This is a genomic window from Dyella silvae (assembly GCF_026421305.1).
GTDB classification, from domain to species: Bacteria; Pseudomonadota; Gammaproteobacteria; order Xanthomonadales; family Rhodanobacteraceae; genus Dyella; species Dyella silvae.
Genome location: NZ_JAPJBQ010000001.1, coordinates 360,757 through 384,315, shown reverse-complemented (window position 1 = coordinate 384,315; position 23,559 = coordinate 360,757). Strand labels below are relative to the sequence as shown.

Sequence of the window (23,559 nt, the reverse complement as noted above, 5' to 3'; positions counted from 1 at the left end):
TGCCCTGTTGCCTGGGTTCAGAGCAGCCCCTCGATGGGCAACAACCCGTTGAGCCCTACCTTGAAGCGCCGCCACCAACTGGTCTCCGGCGCATGGTCGAAACGGATCAACTTGCCATCCGGCCCGCTGGCCTGCCAATACACCTCGCCGTTCGGGTCCAGCAGCACTTGGTAGCTGTGCATGGGTTGGGTGGCATCGGCAAAGATCTGCAACAGGGCTTTGGCAAGCACGGGCGAGTCGACAATGACGCCATCTTCGGTGTTGATGTCGACCGAACGCGGGTCGAGATTCATGGACCCCACGAAGGCATGCCGGTCGTCCACCACAAAGGCTTTGGCGTGCAAGCTGCTGGTGCTGGAGGTCGCTCCGAAGAAATGGCTGCCGCCTTTTAGTCGAGTGGCGTCGGGTTTCAGTTCGTACAGATGTACGCCCTCTTTCAGCAGCGCCGGACGGTAGGACGCATAAGCGTTATAAACATTGCCTGCATCGGTGGAGGCCAATGAGTTGGTCAGCACGGCGACGTCGACGCCGCGGTCGCGCAAGCCTCGCAAAAACGCCACACCGCTGCTGCCAGGCAAAAAATAGGGCGAAATCAACGTAAGCCGCTGCGTGGCGCCCTCGGCCCATGCCCGCAATGCCGGCGCCATATGCAGGTCTTTGTTGTTCAAGTCCGGGCTGCCCTTTTCAGGATCGTCCGCCAGATAGATGGTTTGCCCCCAGGCCCAGTCGGTGGAAGGCGCTTCGCGGGCGACGTCGCCTATCCTGGTCACCATGTTCTGCGCATAGCTGCTCTGGCTGAACTGACGCGCATGTTGAGCCAATGCTTTGCGTATCTTGTCCAGCTCGGCCGGATCTGGCGTGCCCTCATGAAAGGCCCCGATCGGGAACGATTGCGTGCTGTTCCAATAGCGATCGAAGACTTGCCCGATCTGCGGTATCACGGGGCCGATCACCATCACATCCAGGTCGCGGAAATTGACGTTGCCATTCGCGTCGAAATACGCGTCGCCGATATTGCGTCCACCGACGATGGCTATCGCGCTGTCGGCGACAAAGGCCTTGTTGTGCATCCGGCGATTAAGCCGCGAGAAATCCCCGGCAAACTGCTTGCCCATACCCCACGCCGATGCATTGCGCTCCAGAAAGGGATTGAACAGGCGAATCTCGATGTTGGCATGGCCGTCCAGCGCACGCAGCACTTCGTCGTTGCCCGCGACATGCAGATCATCCAGCAGCAGGCGTACACGCACCCCCCGATCCGCCGCCAGCAGCAGGTGTCGGGCAAGCAGTTCCCCGGTCGCATCGCTTTCGAAGATGTAGTACTGAATATCCAGCGAATGTTTGGCGCGATCGGCCAACGCAATGCGGGCCAGCAAGGCATCGGTGGCGTCGCTGACCAGACGCAGGCCAGAGTCCTCGCCATGTGGCGCCGTTACTCGCTTGGTATACGCCACCAGCGGCGCGTCGGCCTGAGCCGGCAGGACGGCACTTGGAACGCGTGGGTAATCGGGACGCAGTTCGGAACGGGTACAGGCGGCAAGCGCCAGCAGGCCCAGGCACAGAAGGTGACGCAGCGATGTCCAGGTCATGCGGTCTCCTTGACGTGTATCGAGGAAGACACTGCGACATCGCACAAACTACCGCGATGCTCCCTTGCCCTTTAACTAGAGGGCCGGGGTGAGGGGCCAATCATGCGGTGGCCCCCTTACATCCTTACATTCAAGCGCCTTGCAGTAAACGCCGCTCAGCGCCCGAAGGTGATTTCTTTACCCTCGTGATCGCGATCCCAGCCACGCAGCTCGTCGCGGATGTGGGCCACGCGCTGGCGGCCGAGCGCATTACGCTCCTCATCCAGCACCTGACCGTCCAGCAGCTCCGCCAGGCGCTGCGCGGTCGGCAGCATGGCGTCCCACGCATCCAGCGCCGGAATGGGCGCCGGTAGCGTCATGAAGAAGCTCAGGCCCGGGGTGCGCAGCACGTCGAGACGGGTCAGGTCGAAATTGCCCGGCTTGAGCATATTGGCCACGCTGAATATCGGGCCCAGCTCGCGCTTGCCATCCACCAGCCGGTGGTAGATGCCCATGTCGCCGAACTCCAGCCCGGTCTTTTCGGCCGCCACGATCAGGTCCGCGCCATTGAACACGCTGCCTTCGCGCGCCACGACGAACAGGGTGACGATGCGCTCCACCGGCAAGCGTTCCGGACGGCGGCCCACGTCGGAACGCGGCGGCACACGCGGCGCTTCCGCCACCGGTGCGGGCGCCGGCGCGGGCGCAGCAACCACCGGTGCCGGCTCAACCGTGCGCGTCGGCATCACGGGTTCGGCCGCCGTGGCGTGCGCCAGGCTTTCCTCGAATTTCTCCGGCGGTGCGCGCAGCGCATCGACAATCGATGCAGCGATGCCCTGCGGCTTGCTCATAGGCGCCGGCGCAACCTTGTCCTTGCCGCCAGCGAGCGTCGCGCCGAGGCGTTCCAGCTCTTCGCGCAGCCCCATGTCGAGCTCGCCCTGCTGCGGCGGGTGCTCAGCAAGCGGATCCATATGGAAGTTGTCGCGCGCGCTGAATGCGGACTCCTCCAGCGCCTCGCCCTCGTCGCCAAAGGTGGGTTCGCGGCGCTCACCGGAAGGATTCGGCACCACGCGCCGCTTGCCCTGCTCTTTCTTCGGCTGACCGAACAACCAGATCAATGCAATCACGATCAGGCCAACGATCAACATCGGAACGCCGACGGCCGGGTTCCAGGCAAAAGCGATAACGGGTTGCGCGGTCATATCCATTCCTCAAGCTGCGCCCGCAAGTTTAGCTGCTTCAGCAAGATCCACCTGCACCAGTCGCGAAACACCCGCCTCGCGCATGGTCACACCACACAACTGGGAAGCCGCTTCCATGGTGGCCTTGTTGTGACTGACAAAGATGAACTGCACCTTCTCGCTCATCTCCTTCACCATATTGGAGAAGCGCCCCACGTTGGCTTCGTCCAGCGGTGCGTCCACCTCGTCGAGCAGGCAGAACGGCGCGGGATTAAGGCCGAAGATGGCAAACACCAGCGACACGGCGGTCAGTGCCTTTTCGCCACCGGAGAGCAGCGTGATATTGGACACGCGCTTGCCCGGCGGGCGCGCCATGATGGCGACGCCGGTGTCGAGCAGGTCGTCTCCGGTGAGTTCGAGATACGCGTGGCCACCACCGAACAGGCGCGGGAACAACTCCTGCACGCCGGCGTTGACGCGGTCGAAGGTTTCCTTGAAGCGCTGACGCGTTTCGCGGTCAATCTTCTTGATCGCCGCCTCCAGCGTTTCCATCGCGCTGGTGAGGTCGGTGAGCTGGTTGTCGAGATAGGTCTTGCGCTCGCTCTGCTCGGCATGCTCCTGAATCGCAGCAAGGTTCACCGGCTCCAGGCGCACGATCTTCTGACCGATATCCGTGAGCTGAGAGCGCCACTGACTGGCATCGGCGTCTTCGGCCAGCTCGGCGAGCAGCGGCTCCAGTTCGAGGCCGGAAGCGGTAATGGCTTCGGCCAGCTGTTCGGCACGCAGTTGCAGCGCCTGCGCAGCAAGGCGTTTCTGCGAGAGGTTTTCGCGCAGGCCGTTGAGCAGTTGCTCGATGCGCTGGCGCTCGTGTTCCAGACGGCGGAACTCGCCGTCGCAATCGTCCAGCGCGCGGCGGGCGTCCACCAGTTGCTTGTCGACCAGCAGACGCTGATCGAGGTAGGTCTGGCGCTCGGCTTCGAGTTCGGCGATGGGGTCCGTGCCGGCAGCGAGCTGCTCGGCGATCTCGCTGCGGCGCGCATCGATCTGGCGCAGCTGGGTTTCCATGCGGGCCAGCGCCTGCTCCAGCGAGGTCAGCGAGGAGCGCTTGGATTCCATCGACAGCGCCAGCGCGTGCGCCTGGTCGGCGGCCTCGCGCGCGTTCATGCGCGCTTCTTCGCGCGCTTCGAGAAGCGCACGGCGCTCGTTTTCCAGTTCGCGGCGCTGGTCTTCCAGGTCGCCCATGTGACCCACCGACTCGTCGAGTCGCGCCCGCGCGTCGCGCGTCTGCGTCTGCAGTTCGTCGAGCTGGTTGATCAGATCGTTGATTTCGCCGGTCACCTTCTCGGCACGGGCGCGAGCGGTTTCCATCTTGCCGCGATGACTCTGCACCTGGCCGGCCAGTTCCGACTGACGGCGATGGGCGTTGTAGAGCTCGCGCTGCGCATCGTCGCGCGCGCGCTCGGCTTCGAACTTGCGCGTGCGCAGATCGTCCAGCGTATGCGTGGCTTCTTCGATGCGCTCTTCCAAGGCAAGGATCTGCTCGGCCAGCGTGCGCATATCGCGCTCGCGTGCCAGCACGCCGACCTGATTGCCCTGCGCGCGGCGCACACGCGCCCAGCCTGGCCCCAGCCACTCACCGTTACGCGTCATCACCGACTGATACGGCGCCAGCGCGGAAAGTCCGGCGACCACCTGATGCGCGTGCTCGATGGAGTCGGCGGTCAACACATGATTGAGAATGGAGATGGCTGCTGCTGGACCGCGCACATGCGCCGCCAGCGTGCCGGCCGTGTTGGCACCACCTTCCGAGCCATTGACCAAGGCCACGTCGGCGTTTTCGAGCGCGCCGAATTCCTTGGCCAGTGCGTGCGATTCGTCGACCAACACCGCATCGAGGAAGCCTGCGAGAGCGGTTTCGACGGCCGTTTCCCAACCCGCTTCCACCTGCAACGACTCGCCGAGGCGGCGCGACTTGTCCAGGCCCAGGCGGCTCAGCCAGCCACTGGCGGCGCTCTCTTCCTGACCCAGTGCGGCGTGCTGCAGCGCTTCCAGCGACGCCTGGCGTCCCCGCGCAGTCTGCAATTGCTGGCGCGCTTCGTTGAGCGAGGATTGCACCTGGCGCTCTTCGTCCAGCACCTTTTCGTGGGCGAGCTTGTGCTGGTCGAGCAGACTGCCCAACGATTCCACACGCTCGCGTTGCGTATCGTGCTCGATGTGCAATTGCTCGGAAGCGGCATCGAGTGCCGCTACATCGGTGGCCTTTTGTTCGGTTTCCAGGGTTTCGCGGCGACGCGACAGGTCGATCGCCTGCCGGTCCAGATAATTCAGTTTGGTGCGCTCCACTTCGGCAGCGCGGCTCGATTCGCCGGCCGTGCGCGTATGCGAATCCCAACGCTGCTGCCAGTCGGCCAGCTTGGTTTCAGTTTCGCGCAGCGAATCGGCGGTGTCGTCCTGCATCTGCTGCAACGACTCGAGCTTCGGCTCGCCTTCGGCCAGCGCCATGCGCAGGGTTTCCACCTGCGTGCGGTCATTGGTGATGTGTTCGGCCAGCTCGGCGTGCTCGCGCTCGGTATCGCCCTGCGCGCGCTGCAGGCGGTCGGCCGTCTCGCGATTGAAGCGCACCTGCTGCTCGACGCGGGCAATCTCGGAGCCGACTTTGTAAACCTCAGCCTGCACCTTGTTCAGATGCTCGGTGGCGTCGGTGTGGCGCTCACGCACGCTTTCCATCTGCGCCTCGTGATGGCGCTGGGTGGCAATGTGCTTTTCAATCTCAATCTCGGCCGCCGACAAGCCGGAGCCTTCCTTATCGTGCTGACCCTTGAGGCCGCGATATTCGAGTGCGCGCAGCTCGGCTTCTTTGCGCGTCTGCTCTTCCTTCAGCGCCTTCCAGCGCTCGGCGGCGCGGGCCTGGCGGTTGAGGTGTTCGAGCTGCTTGTCCACTTCGTCGCGCACGTCGCGCACGCGATCGAGGTTCTCGCGGGTGGACTTGATGCGGCTCTCGGTTTCCTTGCGGCGCTCCTTGTACTTGGAGATGCCCGCCGCTTCTTCCAGATGCGTGCGCAGTTCGTCGGGTGCGGCCTCGACGATCTGGCTGATCATGCCCTGCTCGATGATCGAGTAGCTGCGCGGGCCAAGACCGGTACCGAGGAACAGATCCGTAATGTCGCGGCGGCGGCAGCGCGCGCCGTTGAGGAAATACGCGGACTGCCCGTCGCGCGTCACCTGGCGCTTCACCGAGATTTCGGCGTACTGGCCGTACTCGCCCTGAATCGTGCCGTCGGAGTTGTCGAAGATCAGCTCGACCGTGGCCTGACCTACCGGCTTGCGTGCGTTGGAGCCCGAGAAGATCACGTCGGTCAACGAATCGCCGCGCAGGCGGCTGGCCGCGCTCTCGCCCATCACCCAGCGAATGGCATCGATGATGTTGGACTTGCCACAACCATTGGGCCCCACCACGCCGGTCATATTGGTCGGCAGATGCAGGGTGGTCGGGTCCACGAAGGACTTGAAGCCGGCGAGTTTGATCGTAGTCAGGCGCATGCGGGCGTCGGCAGCCAAATAGGTGAGGCCCGGGAAGATCGGGCGATGGGTCACTGTGCCAAACGCAGGCCCCTGCCGCAATGCGTTTTGGCGATATGTTTCACTTTAGCACTGACTTGTAAGTCAATGTTATTTCTATGTTTACAGAAAGACACCCGTTCGACATTGCAGCGAAAGCCGGAAGCCAGTGCCTTTGGCGACCCCACGCCCAGGAAAGTCACTGCGTCCCAGCTTGCGCTGGGACGGCAGCGAAAAAGCGGGACAGCCTTACTCGCCCGGCGCCTTGGCGTCGATCGAAAGCGCGTGGATGCCGTTGTCCATCAACCCTTGCAGGGCCGCATAGACCAGTCGGTGGCGCTTGATCGACAGCTGGCCGGCAAACGCCGCGCTGACAATGCGCACATGAAAATGCCCCTTCCCTTCGTTGGCATGGCCAGCGTGCTTGTGCCCTTCATCCAGCACGTCCAGCGCCACGGGATCGAGCGCCTGCTGCAGGCGCTCGTGAATCTGTTCGGCCATGGACGCGCTCATGCCGCGGGCAACGCCTTGCGGAACGGCTTGATGGCGACGTCGGCATAGACGCCGGCTGCCACGTACGGATCGGCCTTGGCCCAGGTTTCGGCATCGGCCAGCGACGGGAATTCCGCCAGGATCAGGCTGCCGGTGAAGCCGGCCGGGCCCGGATCGTCCGACTCGATGGCCGGAAACGGTCCGGCCACCAGCAGGCGGCCTTCATCCAACAATTTCTGCAAACGCTCGATGTGCGCCGGGCGGGCAGCCTTGCGCTTCTCAAGCGAGTCCGGCACGTCCGTACCCATAATCGCGAACCACATGGCTCAGGCCTCCAGGCGCATGTACGGGAACAGCAGCACGTCGCGGATCGACGAGGCGTTGGTCAGCAACATCACGAGACGATCGATGCCGATGCCCAGGCCACCCGTCGGCGGCAGGCCCACTTCCAGCGCGCGAATGTAGTCGGCGTCGAAGTGCATGGCTTCGTCGTCGCCGGAGGCCTTGGCGTCCACCTGTGCCTGGAAACGCGCCGCCTGGTCTTCCGGATCGTTGAGCTCGGAGAAGCCGTTGGCGATTTCCTTGCCGTTGACGAACAGCTCGAAGCGGTCGGTGATGCCCTTGTCGGTGTCGCTTTCGCGCGCCAGCGGCGAAACTTCCACCGGGTGCTGGGTGATGAAGGTCGGCTGGATCAGGGTGTGTTCCACCGTCTTCTCGAAGATCTCGAGCAGCAGGCGGCCCCAACCGAAGTCGTCCTTCACCTGGCAACCGAGACGCTTCGCATGGGCGGCCATGGCGTTGCGGTCGCGCAGGTCTTCGCGGCGAATCTCCGGATTCAGTTCGAGCACGGCGTCTTCCATGCTCCAGCGGCGGAACGCCGGGCCTACATCGATCTCGATACCTTCCCAGGTCAGCTTGGTGGTGCCGATGACGTGCTGCGCGGCGTCGCGAATCACGCCTTCCGTCAGATCCATGATCTCGGTGTACGTGGCGTAGGCCTGGTACAGCTCGAGCATGGTGAATTCGGGGTTGTGCCGGGTCGACACGCCTTCGTTGCGGAAGTTGCGGTTGATTTCATACACGCGGTCGAAACCGCCGACCACCAGGCGCTTGAGGTAAAGCTCTGGCGCCACGCGCAGGTAAAGATCCATGTCGAGCGCATTGTGATGCGTCACGAACGGACGCGCGGCCGCGCCGCCCGGAATCACATGCATCATCGGCGTTTCCACTTCCATGAAGCGGCGCGGCTCGGCTTCGAGCCACTGGCGGATGAAGCCGATGATCTTCGAACGCTGCGCAAAGGTGCGGCGCGCTTCTTCGGTGACAATGAGGTCCACGTAGCGCTGGCGATAGCGCTGCTCCACGTCAGCCATGCCGTGGTGCTTGTCCGGCAGCGGGCGCAGGCTCTTGGTGAGCAGGCGCAGCTTTTCCACCTTCACCGACAGCTCGCCGGTACGGGTGCGCATCAGCGTACCTTCGGCACCCACGATGTCGCCCAGGTCCCAGCCCTTGAACGCCTTGTAGGTATCCTCGCCCACCGTGCCCTGATGGATGAACAGCTGGATGCGGCCGTTGAAATCCTGCATCTGCACGAAGGCCACTTTGCCCTGGTCGCGCTTGAGAATGATGCGGCCGGCCACCTTGACCTGACGACTCAGTGCCTCGATAGCCTCAGCGGTCCATTTTTCCGCATCGGCAAACTCAGCCTGCAAGTCGCCGGTGAAGGCATCCATCTTGAAGTCGTTCGGGAACGCCACACCCTCCGAGCGCAGCGCTTTCAGCTTCTCGCGACGCTCGGCGATCAGCTTGTTCTCGTCGATGGGCTGGATATCGGTCGGTTCAGTCATGAGGTTTCCGTAGCTGCCGGCGCCCACGCCGTTTGGCGGGCGCATGTCTGATTTGTCTTGCGATCATCGAACGCGCGGGACACTAGTCTTCCCGCGACGCCGACGGTCAATCGTCTTTGCCGAACACGTGTTTCACGGCGTGCTTGGTGGCCTCCCAGCCCTCCTTCGCGCCGTGACCGATGCCCTGGCCTGCCTCTTTCGCACCGTGCCCGACGGTCACGGCAGCATCTCTCGTGCCGTGGCCGACCGCCACGCCCGCGTCTCTCGCGCCGTGCCCCACGGTCACGGCTGCATCCTTCGTGGCATGGCCCACGTCGCGGCCAGCGTCGCCGACCTTCTTGCCGGCAGTGCGCGCATCTTCCTTGATGCCCTGGCTGGCAGAACCATTGTCCTGTGCGCTGACCACGCCCTGGCATGCCGCCAGGGCAGCACATACCACCAGTATTCGGAAAGTCTTCCTGCGGTTCATGCGGGCAACACCTCCGTCGTCGGCAGATTTCATGGCTTGGCGATCAGGCATCCACGCGCTTGGCGCCCGCATCCAGGCCCGACTTCAGGCTGGCTTCGACAAATTCGTCGAGGTCGCCGTCGAGCACCTTCTGCGTGTCCGAACGCTCGATGCCGGTACGCAGATCCTTGATGCGGCTCTGGTCCAGCACGTAGTTGCGGATCTGGCTGCCCCAGCCAATATCGGACTTGGTAGCTTCCAGCGCATCCTTCTCGGCATTGCGCTTCTGCAACTCCAACTCATACAGCTTCGCCGCCAGCATCTTCATGGCGCGATCGCGGTTGGCATGCTGGCTGCGCTCGGTCTGGCAGGCCACTACCGTATTGGTCGGGATATGCGTGATACGCACCGCCGATTCGGTTTTGTTCACGTGCTGACCACCGGCGCCGGATGAACGGTACACGTCCGTACGCAGATCGGCCGGGTTGATGTCGATATCGATGTCGTCATCCACTTCCGGCGACACGAACACCGACGTAAAGCTGGTGTGGCGACGGTTGTCGGAGTCGAACGGGCTCTTGCGCACCAGACGATGCACACCGATCTCGGTCTTCAGCCAGCCATAGGCATAGTCGCCTTCGACGCGGAACGTGGCGGACTTGATACCGGCCACTTCACCGCCGCTGACTTCCATCAGCTCAACCTTCCAACCGCGCGATTCGGCCCAGCGCAAATACATACGCAACAGGATTTCCGCCCAGTCCTGCGCCTCGGTGCCACCGGCGCCGGCCTGGATGTCCACGAAGGCGTTATTGGCGTCCATCTTGCCGGAGAACATGCGCTGGAATTCCAGCTTGGCCACCTTGGCTTCCAGACCAGCCAGATCGGTCACCACGGAGTGAATGGTGTCCTCATCGCCGTCGGCGGCGGCCATTTCCAGCAGTTCACCGGCATCGGCGAGGCCGGAGGTCAGCGAATCGATACCGCTGACGATGGTATCCAGGCGGGCGCGCTCGCGGCCCAGCTCCTGCGCACGCGGCGGATCGTCCCACACGGTGGGGCTTTCCAGTTCGCGGCTTACTTCTTCGAGACGCTCACGCTTGGTGGCGTAGTCAAAGATACCCCCTAAGCGACTCGACGCGGCCCTTCAGGTCCGCAATCTGCGCAAGGATCGGATTGGTTTCGATCATGGATGGGAAATCATGGGAAAACGGCCCACCATGTTAACAGAGCGGGGCTAACGAAGGGTGCGGCGGCCCGGCACTGCTCCCTCTCCCCTCCGGGGAGAGGGCTGGGGTGAGGGGTCAATCTTGCGACACCCTTTCTACCGTCATCCCGGCGTAGGCCGGGATCCAGCCTCCTCAGTGAACAGCAAAGCGAACCACGCGCCAAGCTCCAGCGCACCAGTCACTGGATCCCGGCCTGCGCCGGGATGACGGCGAGGGTATATGAGAGGTGCGCCTCAATCGCTACCGCTTCAGCTACGCCAACGCCTGCTGATGCACCCCCTTCACCGCCCGCCCCGACGGATCCGCCGCCGCGGCAAACGCCGGATCCCATGCCAGCGCGGCCGGCGACGAACACGCAATCGACTTGCCACCCGGCACCGTCGCCGCGCACGCCTGCCCCGGGTAGAAACGCTCGAAAATACGCCGGTACAGATACGCCTCCTTGGTGGCGGGCGGGTTGTGCGGAAACCGCGTAGCCGCGGCGGCGAACTCGCGATCGCTCACCGCCTGCTCGGCATGCTCCTTCAGGCCATCGATCCACCCGTAACCCACACCATCGCTGAACTGCTCCTTCTGCCGCCACAGGATGGCGTCCGGCAAGGCGCCCTGAAATGCCTCGCGCAGCACCGCCTTTTCGATGCGCCCCTGCCCCGCCATCTTGTGGCGCGCGTCCATACCCATGGCCACATCCAGAAACGCCAGATCGAGGAAAGGCACGCGCGCTTCCACGCCCCAGGCCATCATCGACTTGTTGGCACGCAGGCAGTCGTAGCTGTGCAACGCATCCAGCTTGCGCACGGTCTCTTCGTGAAACGCTTCCGCCGACGGCGCTTTGTGAAAGTAGAGATAACCACCGAAGATTTCATCCGATCCCTCGCCCGACAGCACCATCTTCACGCCCATCGCCTTGATGCGCCGGGCCAGCAGATACATCGGCGTGGATGCGCGAATGGTGGTGACGTCGTACGTTTCGATATGACGAATGACTTCGGGCAACGCGTCCAGCCCCTCCCAGAAGGTGTACACGAAACCGTGATGCACCGTACCCAGCGCATCCGCCGCCACTTGTGCCGCGGCCAGGTCGGGCGAGCCTTCCAGGCCAATCGCAAACGAGTGCAGGCGTGGCCACCAGGCCTCGGCCTTGTCGTCATCCTCCACTCGATGGCGTGCAAAACGCGCGGCGCAGGCAGCCACCAGGGAGGAGTCCAGCCCACCCGAAAGCAGCACGCCATAAGGCACATCGGTCATCAACTGACGATGCACCGCCTGCTCAAAGGCCTCCCGTAGCGCATCAGGTGAAACGTCATGCCCCTTCGTTTGCGCATAGTCGCGCCACGGCTTGTGGTAGTAGCGGCGTAGTTCGCCATCGGTGCTGTCATACACATGACCTGGCGGAAACGGCGCCACGTCAGCACACACCCCAACCAGCGCCTTCATTTCCGATGCCACGCACAAGCGCCCTTCACTGTCGTGCCCCCAATACAGTGGGCATACCCCAATGGGGTCTCGCGCAATCACGTAACGCGCAGCGTCGGCATCCCACAGCGCGAAAGCAAAAATGCCATTGAGCTGCGAAACCCAGTCAGCAGGCGCGTGCCCTTCGCGATACAGGGAGTTGATCACCTCGCAATCTGATCCGGTGGTGAAGTCGTAATCACTGGCCGAACGCAGTTCACGGTGGTTGTAGATCTCGCCGTTTACCGCCAGCGCGAGCGCACCATCGCGCGAGCGCAGCGGTTGCGCGCCGCTGGCAGGGTCGACAATGGCCAGCCGCTCGTGCACCAGAATCACGCCGGCATCGACGAACACGCCACTCCAGTCGGGTCCGCGATGACGCTGGCGCTGCGAGAGCTCCAGCGCCTGCTGGCGTAACGCCGCCAGGTCATCGCCTGGCTGCAGGTCGAACATGCCGAAGATGGAACACATGGCCTGGGATTCCTTGGTTTGTTTTTCGCATGGCAGAAAAACAAAAAGGCCCGCGATGAGCGGGCCTTTTTGCGTGTGTATGTCTGGAAATACTGCTTACACGCCGGCCCACCCGTGGATGCGGGTATTATTATTGGCGTTATTGTTGTTCAGCACGCGCGCGTGCTCACCGGCCGCTGCAGCAGCAGCGGTCATGGCAACGAAGCGGGCGTAAAGACGGGACATGGCGTCGACTTCAACACATGCCGCGTTCGCTGACAAGTACTGCGAAAAGTTTCATTTGTTCCCTTCCTCACTTTCCGGCCGCGGCTCGCTGATCCAGTCCATGGCCGTATCCAGCTCTGCGTTGCGGAACAACTTGAACTGTGCCGGCACCGCAAAACCCATGGCCAGCGCCGCGATGCGCAGCCACTGCACGTCGGTCACCAGCGCTACCCGGTCCCATCCGCTGAAGTGGCGAAAACCCAGCATGGCATCGTCCCACATGGCTCCCGGGTCGAAGCCGGTGAAGTCCTCGCCGATCTGATACAGCAGGCGCAGCTTACGATTCACCGCAAACGCCGCTTCGATATCGGGCACCAGCACGCGCTCGTAATCTGCCGCCGTTACCTGACCGCTGGCGCGAAAACCCAGCGCGCCCGGTGGAAATCCTGCGATCTGTTCGATCATGGCAAGCCTCCCGGAGTCGACAGCCATCTGTATCGCAAAACCCGCGTTACGGACACGTCACGGCGAGTTCACGTCACTCTTCCGTTGAACCCTTGGTACGACGCTTGCGCGTTACGGGTGGCTTGGCTTCCGCCGCCGCAATCAAACCCTGCAGGTAGGCAATGCCCTCTTCTTCAGGGAAAAAAGCAACCACGTCCGCGACGCTCAGGCCATAGCGTTGGCGCAACTCCAGAAACTCCCGCTTGGCGCGTTGCGCAGGGGGCTCATCGGCTTGCTGGCGACGGCGCTCGTTCTCCTTGTCCAAGGCAGCCAGTTCTTCCTGGAACTGACGATAGGCGTCTTTCTGTATGGCCATCGCGGGATGGGCTCTGAGCGATGTGGGATCCGCATTGTCGCACGCCAGCGTCACAATCTCGAAATACTCTGGCGCTACACGCAGGCGCGCTGCGGCGTCATCGAACCGTAAAAGAAATCTCAGTGCTTCCGGTCATAAGTTTTGCGTTCTCCAAAACAGACTATCGCTTTAACTGCTCGCGAACAGGCGAATGGATAGTCTGATCTCCCCGCGACAAGAAAGAGGAGTGCCTATGGATCCCATGACCCTGAATGCGCCAATTGCCAGCGAGCAACAGCCCATCGACACCCGCCGCGTATCACCGGACCCCATTGAAGGTTACGTGCTGGACCCATGGTCCGGCCTGTATCAGGAAACCGAGGTTACCTACCAACATCGCCTCCAGGCCACCCTTGCGGAACCGGCCTGACCAGAAAACCCCGCCTGGTGCGGGGTTTTCTTTGTCAGCGCATCCCTAGATCGACACCTGCCTGCCGATATCCACCACCTGCTCAGGCGGCACGTGGAGATAGTCGGTCACCCGCGCGCTGTTACGCAGCAGCACGGCAAAAAATTTCGAGAGCCAACGCGGCAAACCACGTCGATCATTGCGCGGCATGATCTTCTCCATGCCGATGAAATAGGTGAGCTCGTTGGAGTCCATGGAGCAGCCGTGCGAAACGATCTGCGACATCAGCGCCGGAAGATCAGGCCGCTGCATGAAGCCGTAACACGCCGTGATCGCCCAGTAATTCGGGCACACCTCCGTCATCGTGAGGCGCTTCTGCACCGGGATATACGGAATCGACGCTACATCCAGCGTCACTGCCAGCACGCGTTCGTGCAAGGCGCGGCTATGTTTGACATACCACATCATCACCGGCGGAGTGGTGGCTTTAGCCCGCGTGAGAAACACAGCGGTGCCAGGCACGCGCGCCACGCCTTCATTAGCCATCTCTTTGAAAAAGGCATCGACGGGAACCGGGTTCTCGCCCAACCGCATCGCCACGGCCGTGATGCCCTTGTGCCACACAAACATCACCAGATAAACCAGACCCGCGAGCAGCAATGGCACGTAACCGCCCTCGAGCAACTTCATCATGTTCGATGCGAAGAATGATGCGTCGACGATAAAGAAAAGGCTGGCAACGAAAGCGCAAGCCACGATGTTCCATTTCCAGATCTCGCGCATGGCAATGAACAGCAGTGCCGTCGTCATCAGCATGGTCGCTGATACAGCGATGCCGTACGCTCCGGCCAGGTTGTCCGATTTCCTGAAGCCCAGCGCCAGACCAATCGTCACCACCATCAGCGCCCAGTTGACGGCTCCTACATAGATTTGCCCGTAGCCTTCGCTCGATGTCTGCTGGATTTTCAGGCGCGGCATCCATCCCAACTGGATCGCCTGCCGCGTCATGGAGAACGCGCCGGTGATGATCGACTGGCTGGCAATGATGGTGGCGATAGTGGAAAGAATGATCAGTGGCAAAGTGAGCGACGCCGGGCACAGACGATAGAAAATGTTTCCCTCCGTCGGTGCGCCTTCCAGCACGATGGCGCCCTGCCCCGCGTAATTGAGCACCAGACTGGGAAACACCAGCGTCGACCACGCCAGCTTGATGGGACCGGCACCGAAATGCCCCATATCCGCATACAACGCTTCCGCGCCGGTAACGCACAGAAAGACGCCACCAAGCACCAGAAAACCACTGCCGCCGCTGTGAAAGAGATAGCTCAGCCCGTAATAGGGATTGAGTGCCCACAGAATCGATGGATGGCGCACCACGCCCCATACGCCCAGCACAGCCATGGTCAAAAACCACAGCGCCATGATCGGGCCAAACGTGCGACCAATCTTCGCCGTACCTATCGGCTGCAGCGCAAACAGCCCCAACAGAATGATCACCGTGAGTGGCAGCACGTAGTGCTTCAGTTCCGGTGCGGCAATGTCCAGCCCTTCCAATGCCGACAACACCGAAATCGCCGGTGTAATCGCACCATCCCCATAGATCAATGCCGCGCCAAACAACCCCGTCGCCACAATCAACGGGCGCTTGTGCCGCTTCACGCCAAGCAGGGCCATCAACGCGAGAATGCCGCCCTCGCCATCGTTGTCGATGCGCATGGCGAAACCGGCGTACTTCACCGTCGTGACGATGATCAGCGTCCATATCAGCAGGGAAATCACGCCAAGAATCGTCGGGGCGTTGTTGCCACCCGTCAGGTCCAGCACCGTCTTGAACGTGTACAGCGGGCTGGTACCGATATCGCCAAATACCACGCCCAGCGCGCCCACAGCGGCCAGAAGCGTGGTGGGCTTCTTCCACGGTTGCTCTTCGGATACCTGTGTCACGAAGCACCTGTTGGACGACTAAGGGTGGAATGGCAGGCAGGGTACCGTTGTGTGATGACAATCCCCGCTCAAGCCGGTCACGCCGGTCTTGCGCTGGCATCTATCACTCGCCCAACGGTGGATGCTATGCCTAGAAAGGTCAACGCAAGCACAAAAAAGCCGGCCCTCTGCCAAGGACCGGCTTGCAACTGATCCCCGTGATAGCCCGCCGGCACTGCGAACGGCTGTCGCCCGAATCAGGCCCACCCGCTGCTTCGTGATCAACGCCTCACTCGATGGGTCACTTAATGCCGCGTGGGGTCAGCCGGCGTGGAGGCTCTGATACCCCGTATCATGATTTCCGCCTGGATCTGGCCAGGAATGGCCGCGTCGATCGGGGCGCGCCCTTCCATCGTGTCCAGCAGGCTGGCGAACCCATACAGCCAGGCGCGCCAGTACACACCCTCGCCCCGCTCAAATACTTCGCAGAAAACCTCGATGGGCTGCCCTTGTTCGTCGATCAGTGTGAAGTTCATATCCATAGAAGGTGCCCCCTTCTAGTTTTCAGGCACGGCCTTACCCGGCACCGCGCTCAATAAGTTGCGGTGCTGTATATGCAAGGAATTGGGGAAGCCAAAAGGCTGTTGGTCTGAGACCAGGGAATCAAGGACCGTGCCAACCGGGCCACCAGCCCTGTTTTACCGCTACTGCGCGGCAAATATCAGCGCAGAGCACGCCACGTCGAGCCCATACGATGGCGACGGGTGCCAGCCGCTCAGTGCAGCAGCGGAAACTGCGCGAGAACCCTCCAGCGGCGATCTTCGCTCACCAGCAGGGTCACGTTTTCACACCAGCAATACACCGGACCGTAATCGGCCAGCCTCACGCCCAGCTCATTCACCACCGCCTCTTTCTCGTGATGCACGCCACGCGCTGCCGTAAGGTGCGGCACGAAATCGGGAAACGCACCACCGCCCTTGGGGTGATCGGGAAACGCCGCCACGAGCGCATCCGCCAGCACCATGATGTGCTTCGCTGGCTCCGGCGCCAGCCACACCACCGAGGGGAACGTGCGCACCTCGATCAGGCGAAACATCGGCGCCGGCACGCCTGCAATCACATCGCGCAGCCTGGCCAGCACCTGGGGCGACAACCACTGGCTGTCCAGAAAAGGATAGATAAGCGTGATATGAGCGCCCAGACCACGCCTGGCGGAAGGGTCGTACTGATCGCGAAAGCTGCCGACCACAGGCTCAGCTTCCGGCACCATCAACGCGAGCAGCGTTCGGCTCATGCCCACCCCGAGTGTGGCCCGTGCCTGATCGCGAAACCTGGCTAACCGCCCGCTCGCCTTCAAGCCGTGGCCAGCATCATGGCATAGACGCTTTAGCGCCACACCCGCACCGTCGACCGATGCCCAATGGCCACTTTTTTCAGGGCCAAAGCTGTTGTTCGCTGTCGGGAACGGCATCAATGCGAGCCTGCCTCTTCTCGCCGGCATATCCGCCTTCGGCAGGCAGCGAACGTTGACGGAGCACAGCGAAGTCAGTGAGACTAATTGGGCATTGTCCATTCAATGCCTAACCGTTGCGCGCAAACTCACTGTCGCGCAATCGGAGCTGAGGGGTGCTGCGACGGAGATGATCCGCCACGCTCAGTTCCGATCTATCAGACAAGGGCGCCCTCCATTGATGGAGGTTTTGCCATGTCTAACGCTGTTACTCATCGTCTTGCTATCGCTACATCCGCGATCGTTCCAGGCATACACCCGGATGACGCTCATCTGGCGGCCACCCTGCAACGCCTTGGTATCGAGACAGTGGCCTGCGTCTGGAACGACCCTGGCGTGAACTGGTCGCAGTTTGACGCGGTGCTGATGCGCTCAACCTGGGATTACTTCAAGCACTACGCGGCTTTCAGCCAATGGTTGGAACACTTGCCCATTCCGACCATCAACCCTAAAGACCTGTTGCGGTGGAACAGCGACAAGCGCTATCTGCCCGAACTGGCGGCGCTGGGCATCGACATAATCCCCACGCAAATTGCATCAGCGCAGAATCTGCAGCAATCGCTCGCCATGACGCCCGGGCAAGAAGTCGTTATCAAGCCGACGATTAGCGGCACGGCTTGGCATACGGCGCGCGGCGTCGTCGGTGACGCGGCTTTTGATCACGCCATTGCGCAACTGCCGAAGGAATTTGAGTACCTAGTGCAACCCTTCGTGCCTGAAGTCCTCAGCGAGGGCGAATGGTCCCTGCTGTTTTTCGACGGTGAGTACAGTCACGCAGTGATCAAACGTCCAGCGGCAGGCGATTACCGCGTGCAGTCCGATTTTGGTGGCACCGCCGAGATCATCGTCCCTGACGCGGCGCTGATAGCAAGCGCGAAACGAGCCCTCTCCGCCGTAGCGGCGCTGGGCCACACCGACGTTGCCTATGCGCGCGTAGACGGCGTGATCTCCCAGGGCCGCTTCCTGTTGATGGAACTGGAGATGATCGAACCCTTCCTGCACCTGGGCGCCTGGCCTGAAGCAGCAGAACGCTTTGCCCACAACTTGCAGAAGCGACTGACCACCCGACTTGCCTCGATCACTCACCACGACAACGTTTGCGCCACGGACGGCTAAAAGAGAGATTCCAAAGATGCGTATGCCGCCCGGTTTGTGATCGGGCGGCACTTGCCGCTGCGTGCTGCGCCAACGGCATACCGGCGATAGCGGCCAGTCCGCAGGCTTCAGGCTCTCTTCGCCATCCCGACGAACATTCTGCCGACGCGCAACAGCCCTGCCCGGATATAGCGATAGATCACCATGGTGATCAGCGCCATGACAGACCCAATGATGCTCGGCAGTACGCCACCAAACGTATAGGCCATGCCCAGCACGAAGCCCATCAGGTATTCAGCGCGATAGATGGGAACAACAAGCGCGATCAGAAATAGCGATTCGAACATGGCGCCGGTGACCTGTTCGTTGCCAAGCGTAAAGAACACGGAAAGCAGCACGCCAAAGCACAACGCAGCGATGAAACCACTCAGGGCATGTCGCATCGACGAACCGGCTTGCGACGCAAGGCGCCGATGGACGCGGCCCACCAGAAACCAGGTCATCAACGGGAGCACCAAACCGCCCCACCAGTTTGAAATGGCCGGCAAATCGGCGCGAGCAAGAAGGTGATGGCTGGGAACCCCGCCGTGAAAGTGCTGCCAGGTGAGAAAGACCCATTCGGCTACGGCTACGCATGCCGTCGCTGCGCTGCGAACGCGCAAAAACTGCCGGTCGTCCATTTCCCCTCCGATGCACCTGTGAAAAGGCGTTTTTAAAGGCTTCCAGGAATCGGCTGAAAGATCCCTATCGAACAGATGATCATGACCACACGCCGGGCGTCACAGTGCTGTTCGTCAGTGGCGACCCTACAAGCGACGCGAATTCATTGAGCCGGCACCCGACACCATCGGAATGCGACGCCCCACCAAACGCGCCGTTTTACCCGGGTGTTATTGACGGCAGCAAATTTACCCGGGTATATTTGCCAGCCATCGCCGGCACCCCTCGTGCCGGGCCAGGCACAAGGATCCGTTGGTATGACGCTCTCTGAATCTGTATCCCGCTATCTGGCGCCGACTGAGGCGGCCGGACGCGCCTTCGTCATGCGGCAGCTCGCGGGCAACGTCGTCATGCTCAATCTGCTGCGTTTTCGCGCTATCGCCGATTATTCGGCCGCACCCGAACTGGCGCCTTCGTCCCCCATCACCGGGGAGCAAGCTTTTCAGCGCTATATCGCGCACACGTTGCCGTTTCTGTGCGAATCAGGCGGCAGCATCGACTATCTCGGCAGAGGTGGGCCGCTGCTTATCGGGCCCGCTGACGAACGCTGGGACATGGCCATGCTTATCCGGCAGTGCAGCGTTGAATCGTTTCTGAGCTTCGCTTCGCATCAGGGCTATCTGGCGGGCCTGGGTCATCGCACAGCGGCTATCGAAGATTCGCGCCTGCTACCTCTTACGGACATCACTGCGCCATGAATAAAAATTCGTCGATGACGGATGCACTCAGCAAGCATGATTCGCGCGCTGCGCTGCATACCGAGCGAAGCGTGCGCCTGCTCCCCCGCCACTGGGCGTGGCTTGATGCACAGCCGCGAAGCGCCGGTGCAAGCCTGCGCCTGTTGGTGGAGCTGGCTAGCCGGGATACGGATGGCCGATACCGCGCGGCCCAGGTCAAGGAAACCTGCTACTTGTACATGCGCGACATGGCGGGTGATCGCCCGCACTTTGAAGAAGCGGTACGTGCGTTGTTCGCCGACGACGCTGAAGAACTGCAGCGGCAGATGACGTCATGGCCCATCCCCGTCCAGAAGCACATTGGCGATCTCATGCATTCGGTATGGACCAACTGCGCTGCCGAAGGAGCGGTGTGATGGAGCGCGCAAGACGCAAGGCGCTCACACAGAATTACAAGATGACGCATCCACCGATGGGCATCTATGCGATCAGAAACCTGGTCACTGGACGCGTGCTTGTAGAGCAAAGCACGAACCTGCCGGGGTCAATCAACCGTCACCGCACCGAACTGAAGCTCGGCACTCACCGCAACAAAGCATTGATGGACGATTGGCGCGTCCATGGCGAAGCCAACTTTGCGTTTGAGGTGCTGGAAAACGTCGAACAACGCCCTGAGCCCGACTTCGACTACAAGGCGGAGCTGGCCCGGCTACTGGCGATCTGGCGCGTACACGTGCCACCTGGGTCAACGACGTCGTATCTCTAGTTAACGAGCAACGTCGGTAGTCAGGTGTGCCCGACTACCGCCGCGGCCGAGGGCTCGCCTTAAGCTCGCCCTCGTTCTGCAAGCGATGCGCATATTCGACGCCCAGTTGCTCAGCCGCGGCGCACGCCGCCGAAGGCGACGGAAACCCATGCGTTGTTTGCCCGCGCTCAACCAGACGCCAGTTGGACCCATCATCTTCCGCACAAGCATGAAGACTCCAGGCACCGAGCCAGGTCCGTGCACCGTGGGATTCACCTTCACTCGCCGCCGCATCCACCAGAAACTTGCCTACCACCACAGCCATGCGCTGACTCCCCAAGTGTTCGAATCGCTGCATGCTGCGAATGCCTTGCTCCGCGAGCAAGGAAATAGATCATGGACGCAGCGGCGCATCTCTGATTAGGGCATGCGCTACGGCAGCGTCACATGATGCCGAAACCTCTCCCGAGACTCTGGATCGGTGCCACAATGTGGCGGCTTGCAGCCTTTTGAACCTCATCCTGAGCGGGAGGCGGCCATGCCGAAAATCGTAAGTACGAGACTTGGCGCACCAGCCAAGAGCAAGCTCGGCACCCCACTCGCCATGCTATTTGCGTTGGCGCTATCGAGCACCCTGCCCATCACGGGCCACGGGCAGACCACATCTCCGAGTTTCGAGACGTTCGCGGTCCCTGCAGGCGCAGCGCCGCACGATGTCGCACCTTCTCCTGATGGCACCGTCTGGTACACCGCGCAAGCCCGCGGCGCAGTGGGACGGCTAAACCCGCGTGATGGCAAAGCCGACTGGATTCCGCTTGGCGAAGGATCTGCACCACACGGCGTGATCGTCGGCCCGGATCGCGCGGCCTGGATCACCGATGGCGGCCTTAACGCAATCGTGCGCGTCGACTCAAAAACACTAGCCGTCACGCGCTTTCCACTACCGAAGGATCGAAAGGACGCCAATCTCAACACGGCCGTCTTCGACAAGCATGGGCACGTCTGGTTCACCGGACAGAACGGCATCTATGGCGAGCTCGATCCGGCGAGCACGCACATGCGCGTTTTCGATGCGCCACGTGGACGCGGACCTTATGGCATCTGCGTCACGCCTGATGGGAGCGTGTATTACGCATCACTGGCGGGCAACTACCTCGGCCGCATCGACCCGGCGAGCGGCGCTGCACAAGTCATTGAACCTCCCACACCGAATCAGGGCGCGCGTCGCGCGTGGTCCGACTCGAAGGGTCGCGTATGGATCAGCGAATGGACCGCCGGCAAGGTCGGCATGTTCGACCCTGCGAAACATCAATGGCGCGAGTGGACGCTACCAGGCAACAACCCTCACGCCTACGCCATATTCGTCGACGACAAGGACGTAGTCTGGCTCAGCGAATGGAGCGCCAATGCGCTGGTGCGCTTCGACCCGCGCACCGAACATTTCGACGTGATGACGCTGCCACGCGAACACGCAAACGTTCGCCAGATGATGGGGCGCGCGGGGGAACTCTGGTTATCCGAATCAGGAACGAATCATCTGCTGCTCTACCGCACTCGCGCGACTGCAGATACCAACAGCAAGTGATGGCGCTACGCAATCGCACTCAGGTACAGACACCTGGTTGGTCTCCGGCCTGCCCCTAAGCGTGGCGGAAAATCCGGGACACTCTCAACGCGGCATCCTCAGGCATTGGCACCCTTTTCGGGATGGCCATAGACTGGGCTTTCACCACACGGAGTTTTCTATGAAACGAACATCGGTGAACACGCTCGCCGCCGCGGTACTGGCCATTGTTGCTTCGGATGCGGCCGCGTCCGCTCACTACAGTGCGGACCATGCCTTCGGGGCGGCGGCTCCAGACAGGATCGTGATACCCATGGCAGAGGGTCAGCAAGTTGCCCCTTCCCGCGATAGCCGCCAAGGCACCGCCTCCGAATCGGCCGATAGCATCGACCTGCTGGAAGCTATTGGCAGCAATGCATCACTGCGCTACGCGACGGCCACGGAACTGGTTCACATGCTGGAACGCGCAAATGCCTCAAGCGCGCTGACCCACGCCGTGATGAGCGGAGATAGCACCAGGCTGTCGGAGCAACTCCTTCGCCAGGGACCGTTGGCACCGCAGGTTGATCCGGCGTTCTGCTGCGTCCAGACCTGACGCAGGGAAAGCCATCGTGTTAATGACCGGGCCACGTTGAATCGCCTGGCCCGGTCATCTCAGCCATATTGCCAGCAAGGCATGGCTACCGGCATCCTCTGCGCTCCATTCATCCAGGGGAAGTGCATGGTCGCGAGCTTGTCGATTCCATCGGAAGGAAACGCCCGGGGCAGCATCGCCTGCGTCGGTCTGGGCATGACGCTGGGCTCCCACCTGACACCACTGGCACGCAGTCATATCGAGCAGGCCGATGTCGTGTTTGCCGGCGTATCCGATGCGGTGGTGGAGAAGTGGCTTCAGCGAATGCACGGCGATGTTCGCAGCCTTCAACCCTATTACGGTGAAGGAAAGCCACGCTCGGACACCTATCAGGAGTGGGTTGACCTCATGATGGCCGAGGTCCGCGCAGGCAAGAAAGTATGCGGCGTGTTTTACGGGCATCCCGGTGTCTTCGCATGGTCTCCCCACAAGGTGATCGAGGTGGCGCGCGCGGAAGGCTACCAGGCACACATGGAGCCGGGCATATCCGCGGAAGACTGCCTCTACGCCGACCTCGGCATCGACCCCGGCAGCCACGGCTGCCAGCACTTCGAAGTCAACCAGTTTGTCCTCTGCAAGCGACAGGTGGATCCAACGGCCCATTTGGTCTTGTGGCAAGTCGCCATGTTAGGCATCCCGTCCGTCTCCCGATCCGACGCGCCCGCAGCGTATCGGCAACTGCTGGTCGACCGGCTAAGCCGGGATTATCCGCTGGAGCATCAGGTCACCATCTACCGTGCGGCGACGCTTCCAGTAGAAAGGCCACGAATCAGGAAGGTTGCGCTTCGCGACCTGCCAACGACGCCCATGACCCCCGAAGAGACGGTAGTGCTGCCGCCGGCCAAGGCCGTGGAGCGCGACGAAGATTTCATCCGGCAAGTCGAAGCGCTGGACAAAATCTACAAAGCTCCCGTTCCGGCGTAAGCGAAGCCGAGGCACAGGCGAATCGACAAGCGCCTGTGTTATGTAACGGCGGCGTCAAGCGCCGAGTGCGAGACGCTCAATCCATCCACGAACAAGCACACAAGGA

General features: G+C 61.9%; 24 protein-coding genes. 8 read left to right on the top strand and 16 right to left on the bottom strand.

From position 1 onward, the window contains the following. Window positions 1-17 precede the first annotated feature (17 nt). From OQE56_RS01795 to OQE56_RS01740, 12 genes are all read right to left on the bottom strand, one after another. Window positions 18-1,589 carry a phospholipase D family protein gene (locus OQE56_RS01795; RefSeq protein ID WP_267220950.1) on the bottom strand — a complete coding sequence of 524 codons (1,572 nt, stop codon included), beginning with the start codon at window positions 1,587-1,589 and terminating at the stop codon, window positions 18-20. 155 nt (window positions 1,590-1,744) lie between these two features. Beyond that, entirely contained in the window at window positions 1,745-2,716 is a 972-nt protein-coding gene (zipA, locus tag OQE56_RS01790) for a cell division protein ZipA (RefSeq protein WP_267221853.1), read from the bottom strand. A 63-nt stretch (window positions 2,717-2,779) separates the two neighbouring features. Beyond that, window positions 2,780-6,289: a chromosome segregation protein SMC gene (gene smc / locus OQE56_RS01785; protein WP_267220948.1), complete on the bottom strand. Its 3,510-nt coding sequence runs from the start codon at window positions 6,287-6,289 to the stop codon at window positions 2,780-2,782. Window positions 6,290-6,556: 267 nt separating this feature from the next. Next, complete coding sequence (locus OQE56_RS01780; protein ID WP_267220946.1) at window positions 6,557-6,808, bottom strand: BolA family protein; 252 nt, start codon at window positions 6,806-6,808, stop codon at window positions 6,557-6,559. Between the two features lie 8 nt (window positions 6,809-6,816). Continuing rightward, window positions 6,817-7,122, bottom strand: coding sequence for a YciI family protein (locus tag OQE56_RS01775; RefSeq protein WP_267220944.1), 306 nt, complete (start codon window positions 7,120-7,122; stop codon window positions 6,817-6,819). A gap of 3 nt (window positions 7,123-7,125) precedes the next feature. Beyond that, window positions 7,126-8,646 carry a lysine--tRNA ligase gene (lysS, locus tag OQE56_RS01770; RefSeq protein ID WP_267220943.1) on the bottom strand — a complete coding sequence of 507 codons (1,521 nt, stop codon included), beginning with the start codon at window positions 8,644-8,646 and terminating at the stop codon, window positions 7,126-7,128. A gap of 106 nt (window positions 8,647-8,752) precedes the next feature. Continuing rightward, a complete protein-coding gene (locus OQE56_RS01765) occupies window positions 8,753-9,115 on the bottom strand; it encodes a hypothetical protein (RefSeq protein ID WP_267220941.1) in 363 nt (120 codons plus the stop codon). 43 nt (window positions 9,116-9,158) lie between these two features. Then, window positions 9,159-10,284, bottom strand: a protein-coding gene (gene prfB / locus OQE56_RS01760) for a peptide chain release factor 2 (protein ID WP_267220939.1) whose coding sequence is annotated in 2 segments (ribosomal slippage) — window positions 9,159-10,208 and window positions 10,210-10,284 — 1,125 coding nt in all. Because the reading frame shifts where the segments join, the coding sequence is not laid out codon by codon here. A 291-nt stretch (window positions 10,285-10,575) separates the two neighbouring features. Next, complete coding sequence (gene asnB, locus OQE56_RS01755; protein WP_267220937.1) at window positions 10,576-12,249, bottom strand: asparagine synthase B; 1,674 nt, start codon at window positions 12,247-12,249, stop codon at window positions 10,576-10,578. A gap of 96 nt (window positions 12,250-12,345) precedes the next feature. After that, a complete protein-coding gene (locus OQE56_RS01750) occupies window positions 12,346-12,474 on the bottom strand; it encodes a hypothetical protein (RefSeq protein ID WP_267220935.1) in 129 nt (42 codons plus the stop codon). Between the two features lie 51 nt (window positions 12,475-12,525). After that, a complete protein-coding gene (locus OQE56_RS01745; RefSeq protein ID WP_267220933.1) occupies window positions 12,526-12,918 on the bottom strand; it encodes a SpoIIAA family protein in 393 nt (130 codons plus the stop codon). Window positions 12,919-12,991: 73 nt separating this feature from the next. Next, window positions 12,992-13,273 carry a 2-hydroxyacyl-CoA dehydratase gene (locus OQE56_RS01740; RefSeq protein ID WP_267220931.1) on the bottom strand — a complete coding sequence of 94 codons (282 nt, stop codon included), beginning with the start codon at window positions 13,271-13,273 and terminating at the stop codon, window positions 12,992-12,994. A 232-nt stretch (window positions 13,274-13,505) separates the two neighbouring features. On the opposite strand from OQE56_RS01740, the gene OQE56_RS01735 reads away from it, so the two are divergent. Further along, window positions 13,506-13,682 (top strand): hypothetical protein, encoded by a 177-nt coding sequence (locus OQE56_RS01735; RefSeq protein ID WP_267220929.1) that lies wholly within the window; start codon window positions 13,506-13,508, stop codon window positions 13,680-13,682. 45 nt (window positions 13,683-13,727) lie between these two features. On the opposite strand, the gene OQE56_RS01730 is transcribed toward OQE56_RS01735, so the two are convergent. The 3 genes from OQE56_RS01730 to OQE56_RS01720 all read right to left on the bottom strand — a co-directional run bounded on the left by OQE56_RS01730 (window position 13,728) and on the right by OQE56_RS01720 (window position 16,878). After that, a complete protein-coding gene (locus OQE56_RS01730; protein ID WP_267220927.1) occupies window positions 13,728-15,605 on the bottom strand; it encodes a potassium transporter Kup in 1,878 nt (625 codons plus the stop codon). 284 nt (window positions 15,606-15,889) lie between these two features. After that, window positions 15,890-16,126 carry a hypothetical protein gene (locus OQE56_RS01725; RefSeq protein WP_267220926.1) on the bottom strand — a complete coding sequence of 79 codons (237 nt, stop codon included), beginning with the start codon at window positions 16,124-16,126 and terminating at the stop codon, window positions 15,890-15,892. 233 nt (window positions 16,127-16,359) lie between these two features. Continuing rightward, window positions 16,360-16,878 carry a 2'-5' RNA ligase family protein gene (locus OQE56_RS01720; protein ID WP_267220924.1) on the bottom strand — a complete coding sequence of 173 codons (519 nt, stop codon included), beginning with the start codon at window positions 16,876-16,878 and terminating at the stop codon, window positions 16,360-16,362. A gap of 552 nt (window positions 16,879-17,430) precedes the next feature. On the opposite strand from OQE56_RS01720, the gene OQE56_RS01715 reads away from it, so the two are divergent. Further along, window positions 17,431-18,210, top strand: a complete 780-nt coding sequence (locus OQE56_RS01715) for an ATP-grasp domain-containing protein (RefSeq protein ID WP_267220922.1) — start codon at window positions 17,431-17,433, stop codon at window positions 18,208-18,210. Window positions 18,211-18,317: 107 nt separating this feature from the next. On the opposite strand, the gene OQE56_RS01710 is transcribed toward OQE56_RS01715, so the two are convergent. Beyond that, window positions 18,318-18,869, bottom strand: a complete 552-nt coding sequence (locus OQE56_RS01710) for a hypothetical protein (protein ID WP_267220920.1) — start codon at window positions 18,867-18,869, stop codon at window positions 18,318-18,320. 297 nt (window positions 18,870-19,166) lie between these two features. Here OQE56_RS01710 and OQE56_RS01705 point away from each other — a divergent pair, with 297 nt between their 5' ends. The 6 genes from OQE56_RS01705 (at window position 19,167) to OQE56_RS01680 (ending at window position 23,453) form a co-directional block, all read left to right on the top strand. Beyond that, window positions 19,167-19,607 carry a hypothetical protein gene (locus OQE56_RS01705; RefSeq protein WP_267220918.1) on the top strand — a complete coding sequence of 147 codons (441 nt, stop codon included), beginning with the start codon at window positions 19,167-19,169 and terminating at the stop codon, window positions 19,605-19,607. Next, window positions 19,604-20,002, top strand: a complete 399-nt coding sequence (locus tag OQE56_RS01700) for a DUF2239 family protein (protein WP_267220916.1) — start codon at window positions 19,604-19,606, stop codon at window positions 20,000-20,002. The genes OQE56_RS01705 and OQE56_RS01700 overlap by 4 nt, the downstream gene beginning before the upstream one ends. Next, window positions 20,002-20,352: a GIY-YIG nuclease family protein gene (locus tag OQE56_RS01695; RefSeq protein WP_267220914.1), complete on the top strand. Its 351-nt coding sequence runs from the start codon at window positions 20,002-20,004 to the stop codon at window positions 20,350-20,352. The genes OQE56_RS01700 and OQE56_RS01695 overlap by 1 nt, the downstream gene beginning before the upstream one ends. Window positions 20,353-20,869: 517 nt before the next feature. Continuing rightward, a complete protein-coding gene (locus tag OQE56_RS01690) occupies window positions 20,870-21,916 on the top strand; it encodes a Vgb family protein (protein ID WP_267220912.1) in 1,047 nt (348 codons plus the stop codon). A gap of 160 nt (window positions 21,917-22,076) precedes the next feature. Next, the gene (locus tag OQE56_RS01685) at window positions 22,077-22,490 is read left to right on the top strand and encodes a hypothetical protein (protein WP_267220910.1); all 414 of its coding nucleotides are present in this window, start codon (window positions 22,077-22,079) and stop codon (window positions 22,488-22,490) included. 126 nt (window positions 22,491-22,616) lie between these two features. Then, window positions 22,617-23,453, top strand: a complete 837-nt coding sequence (locus tag OQE56_RS01680; protein WP_267220909.1) for an SAM-dependent methyltransferase — start codon at window positions 22,617-22,619, stop codon at window positions 23,451-23,453. Window positions 23,454-23,559 lie beyond the last annotated feature (106 nt).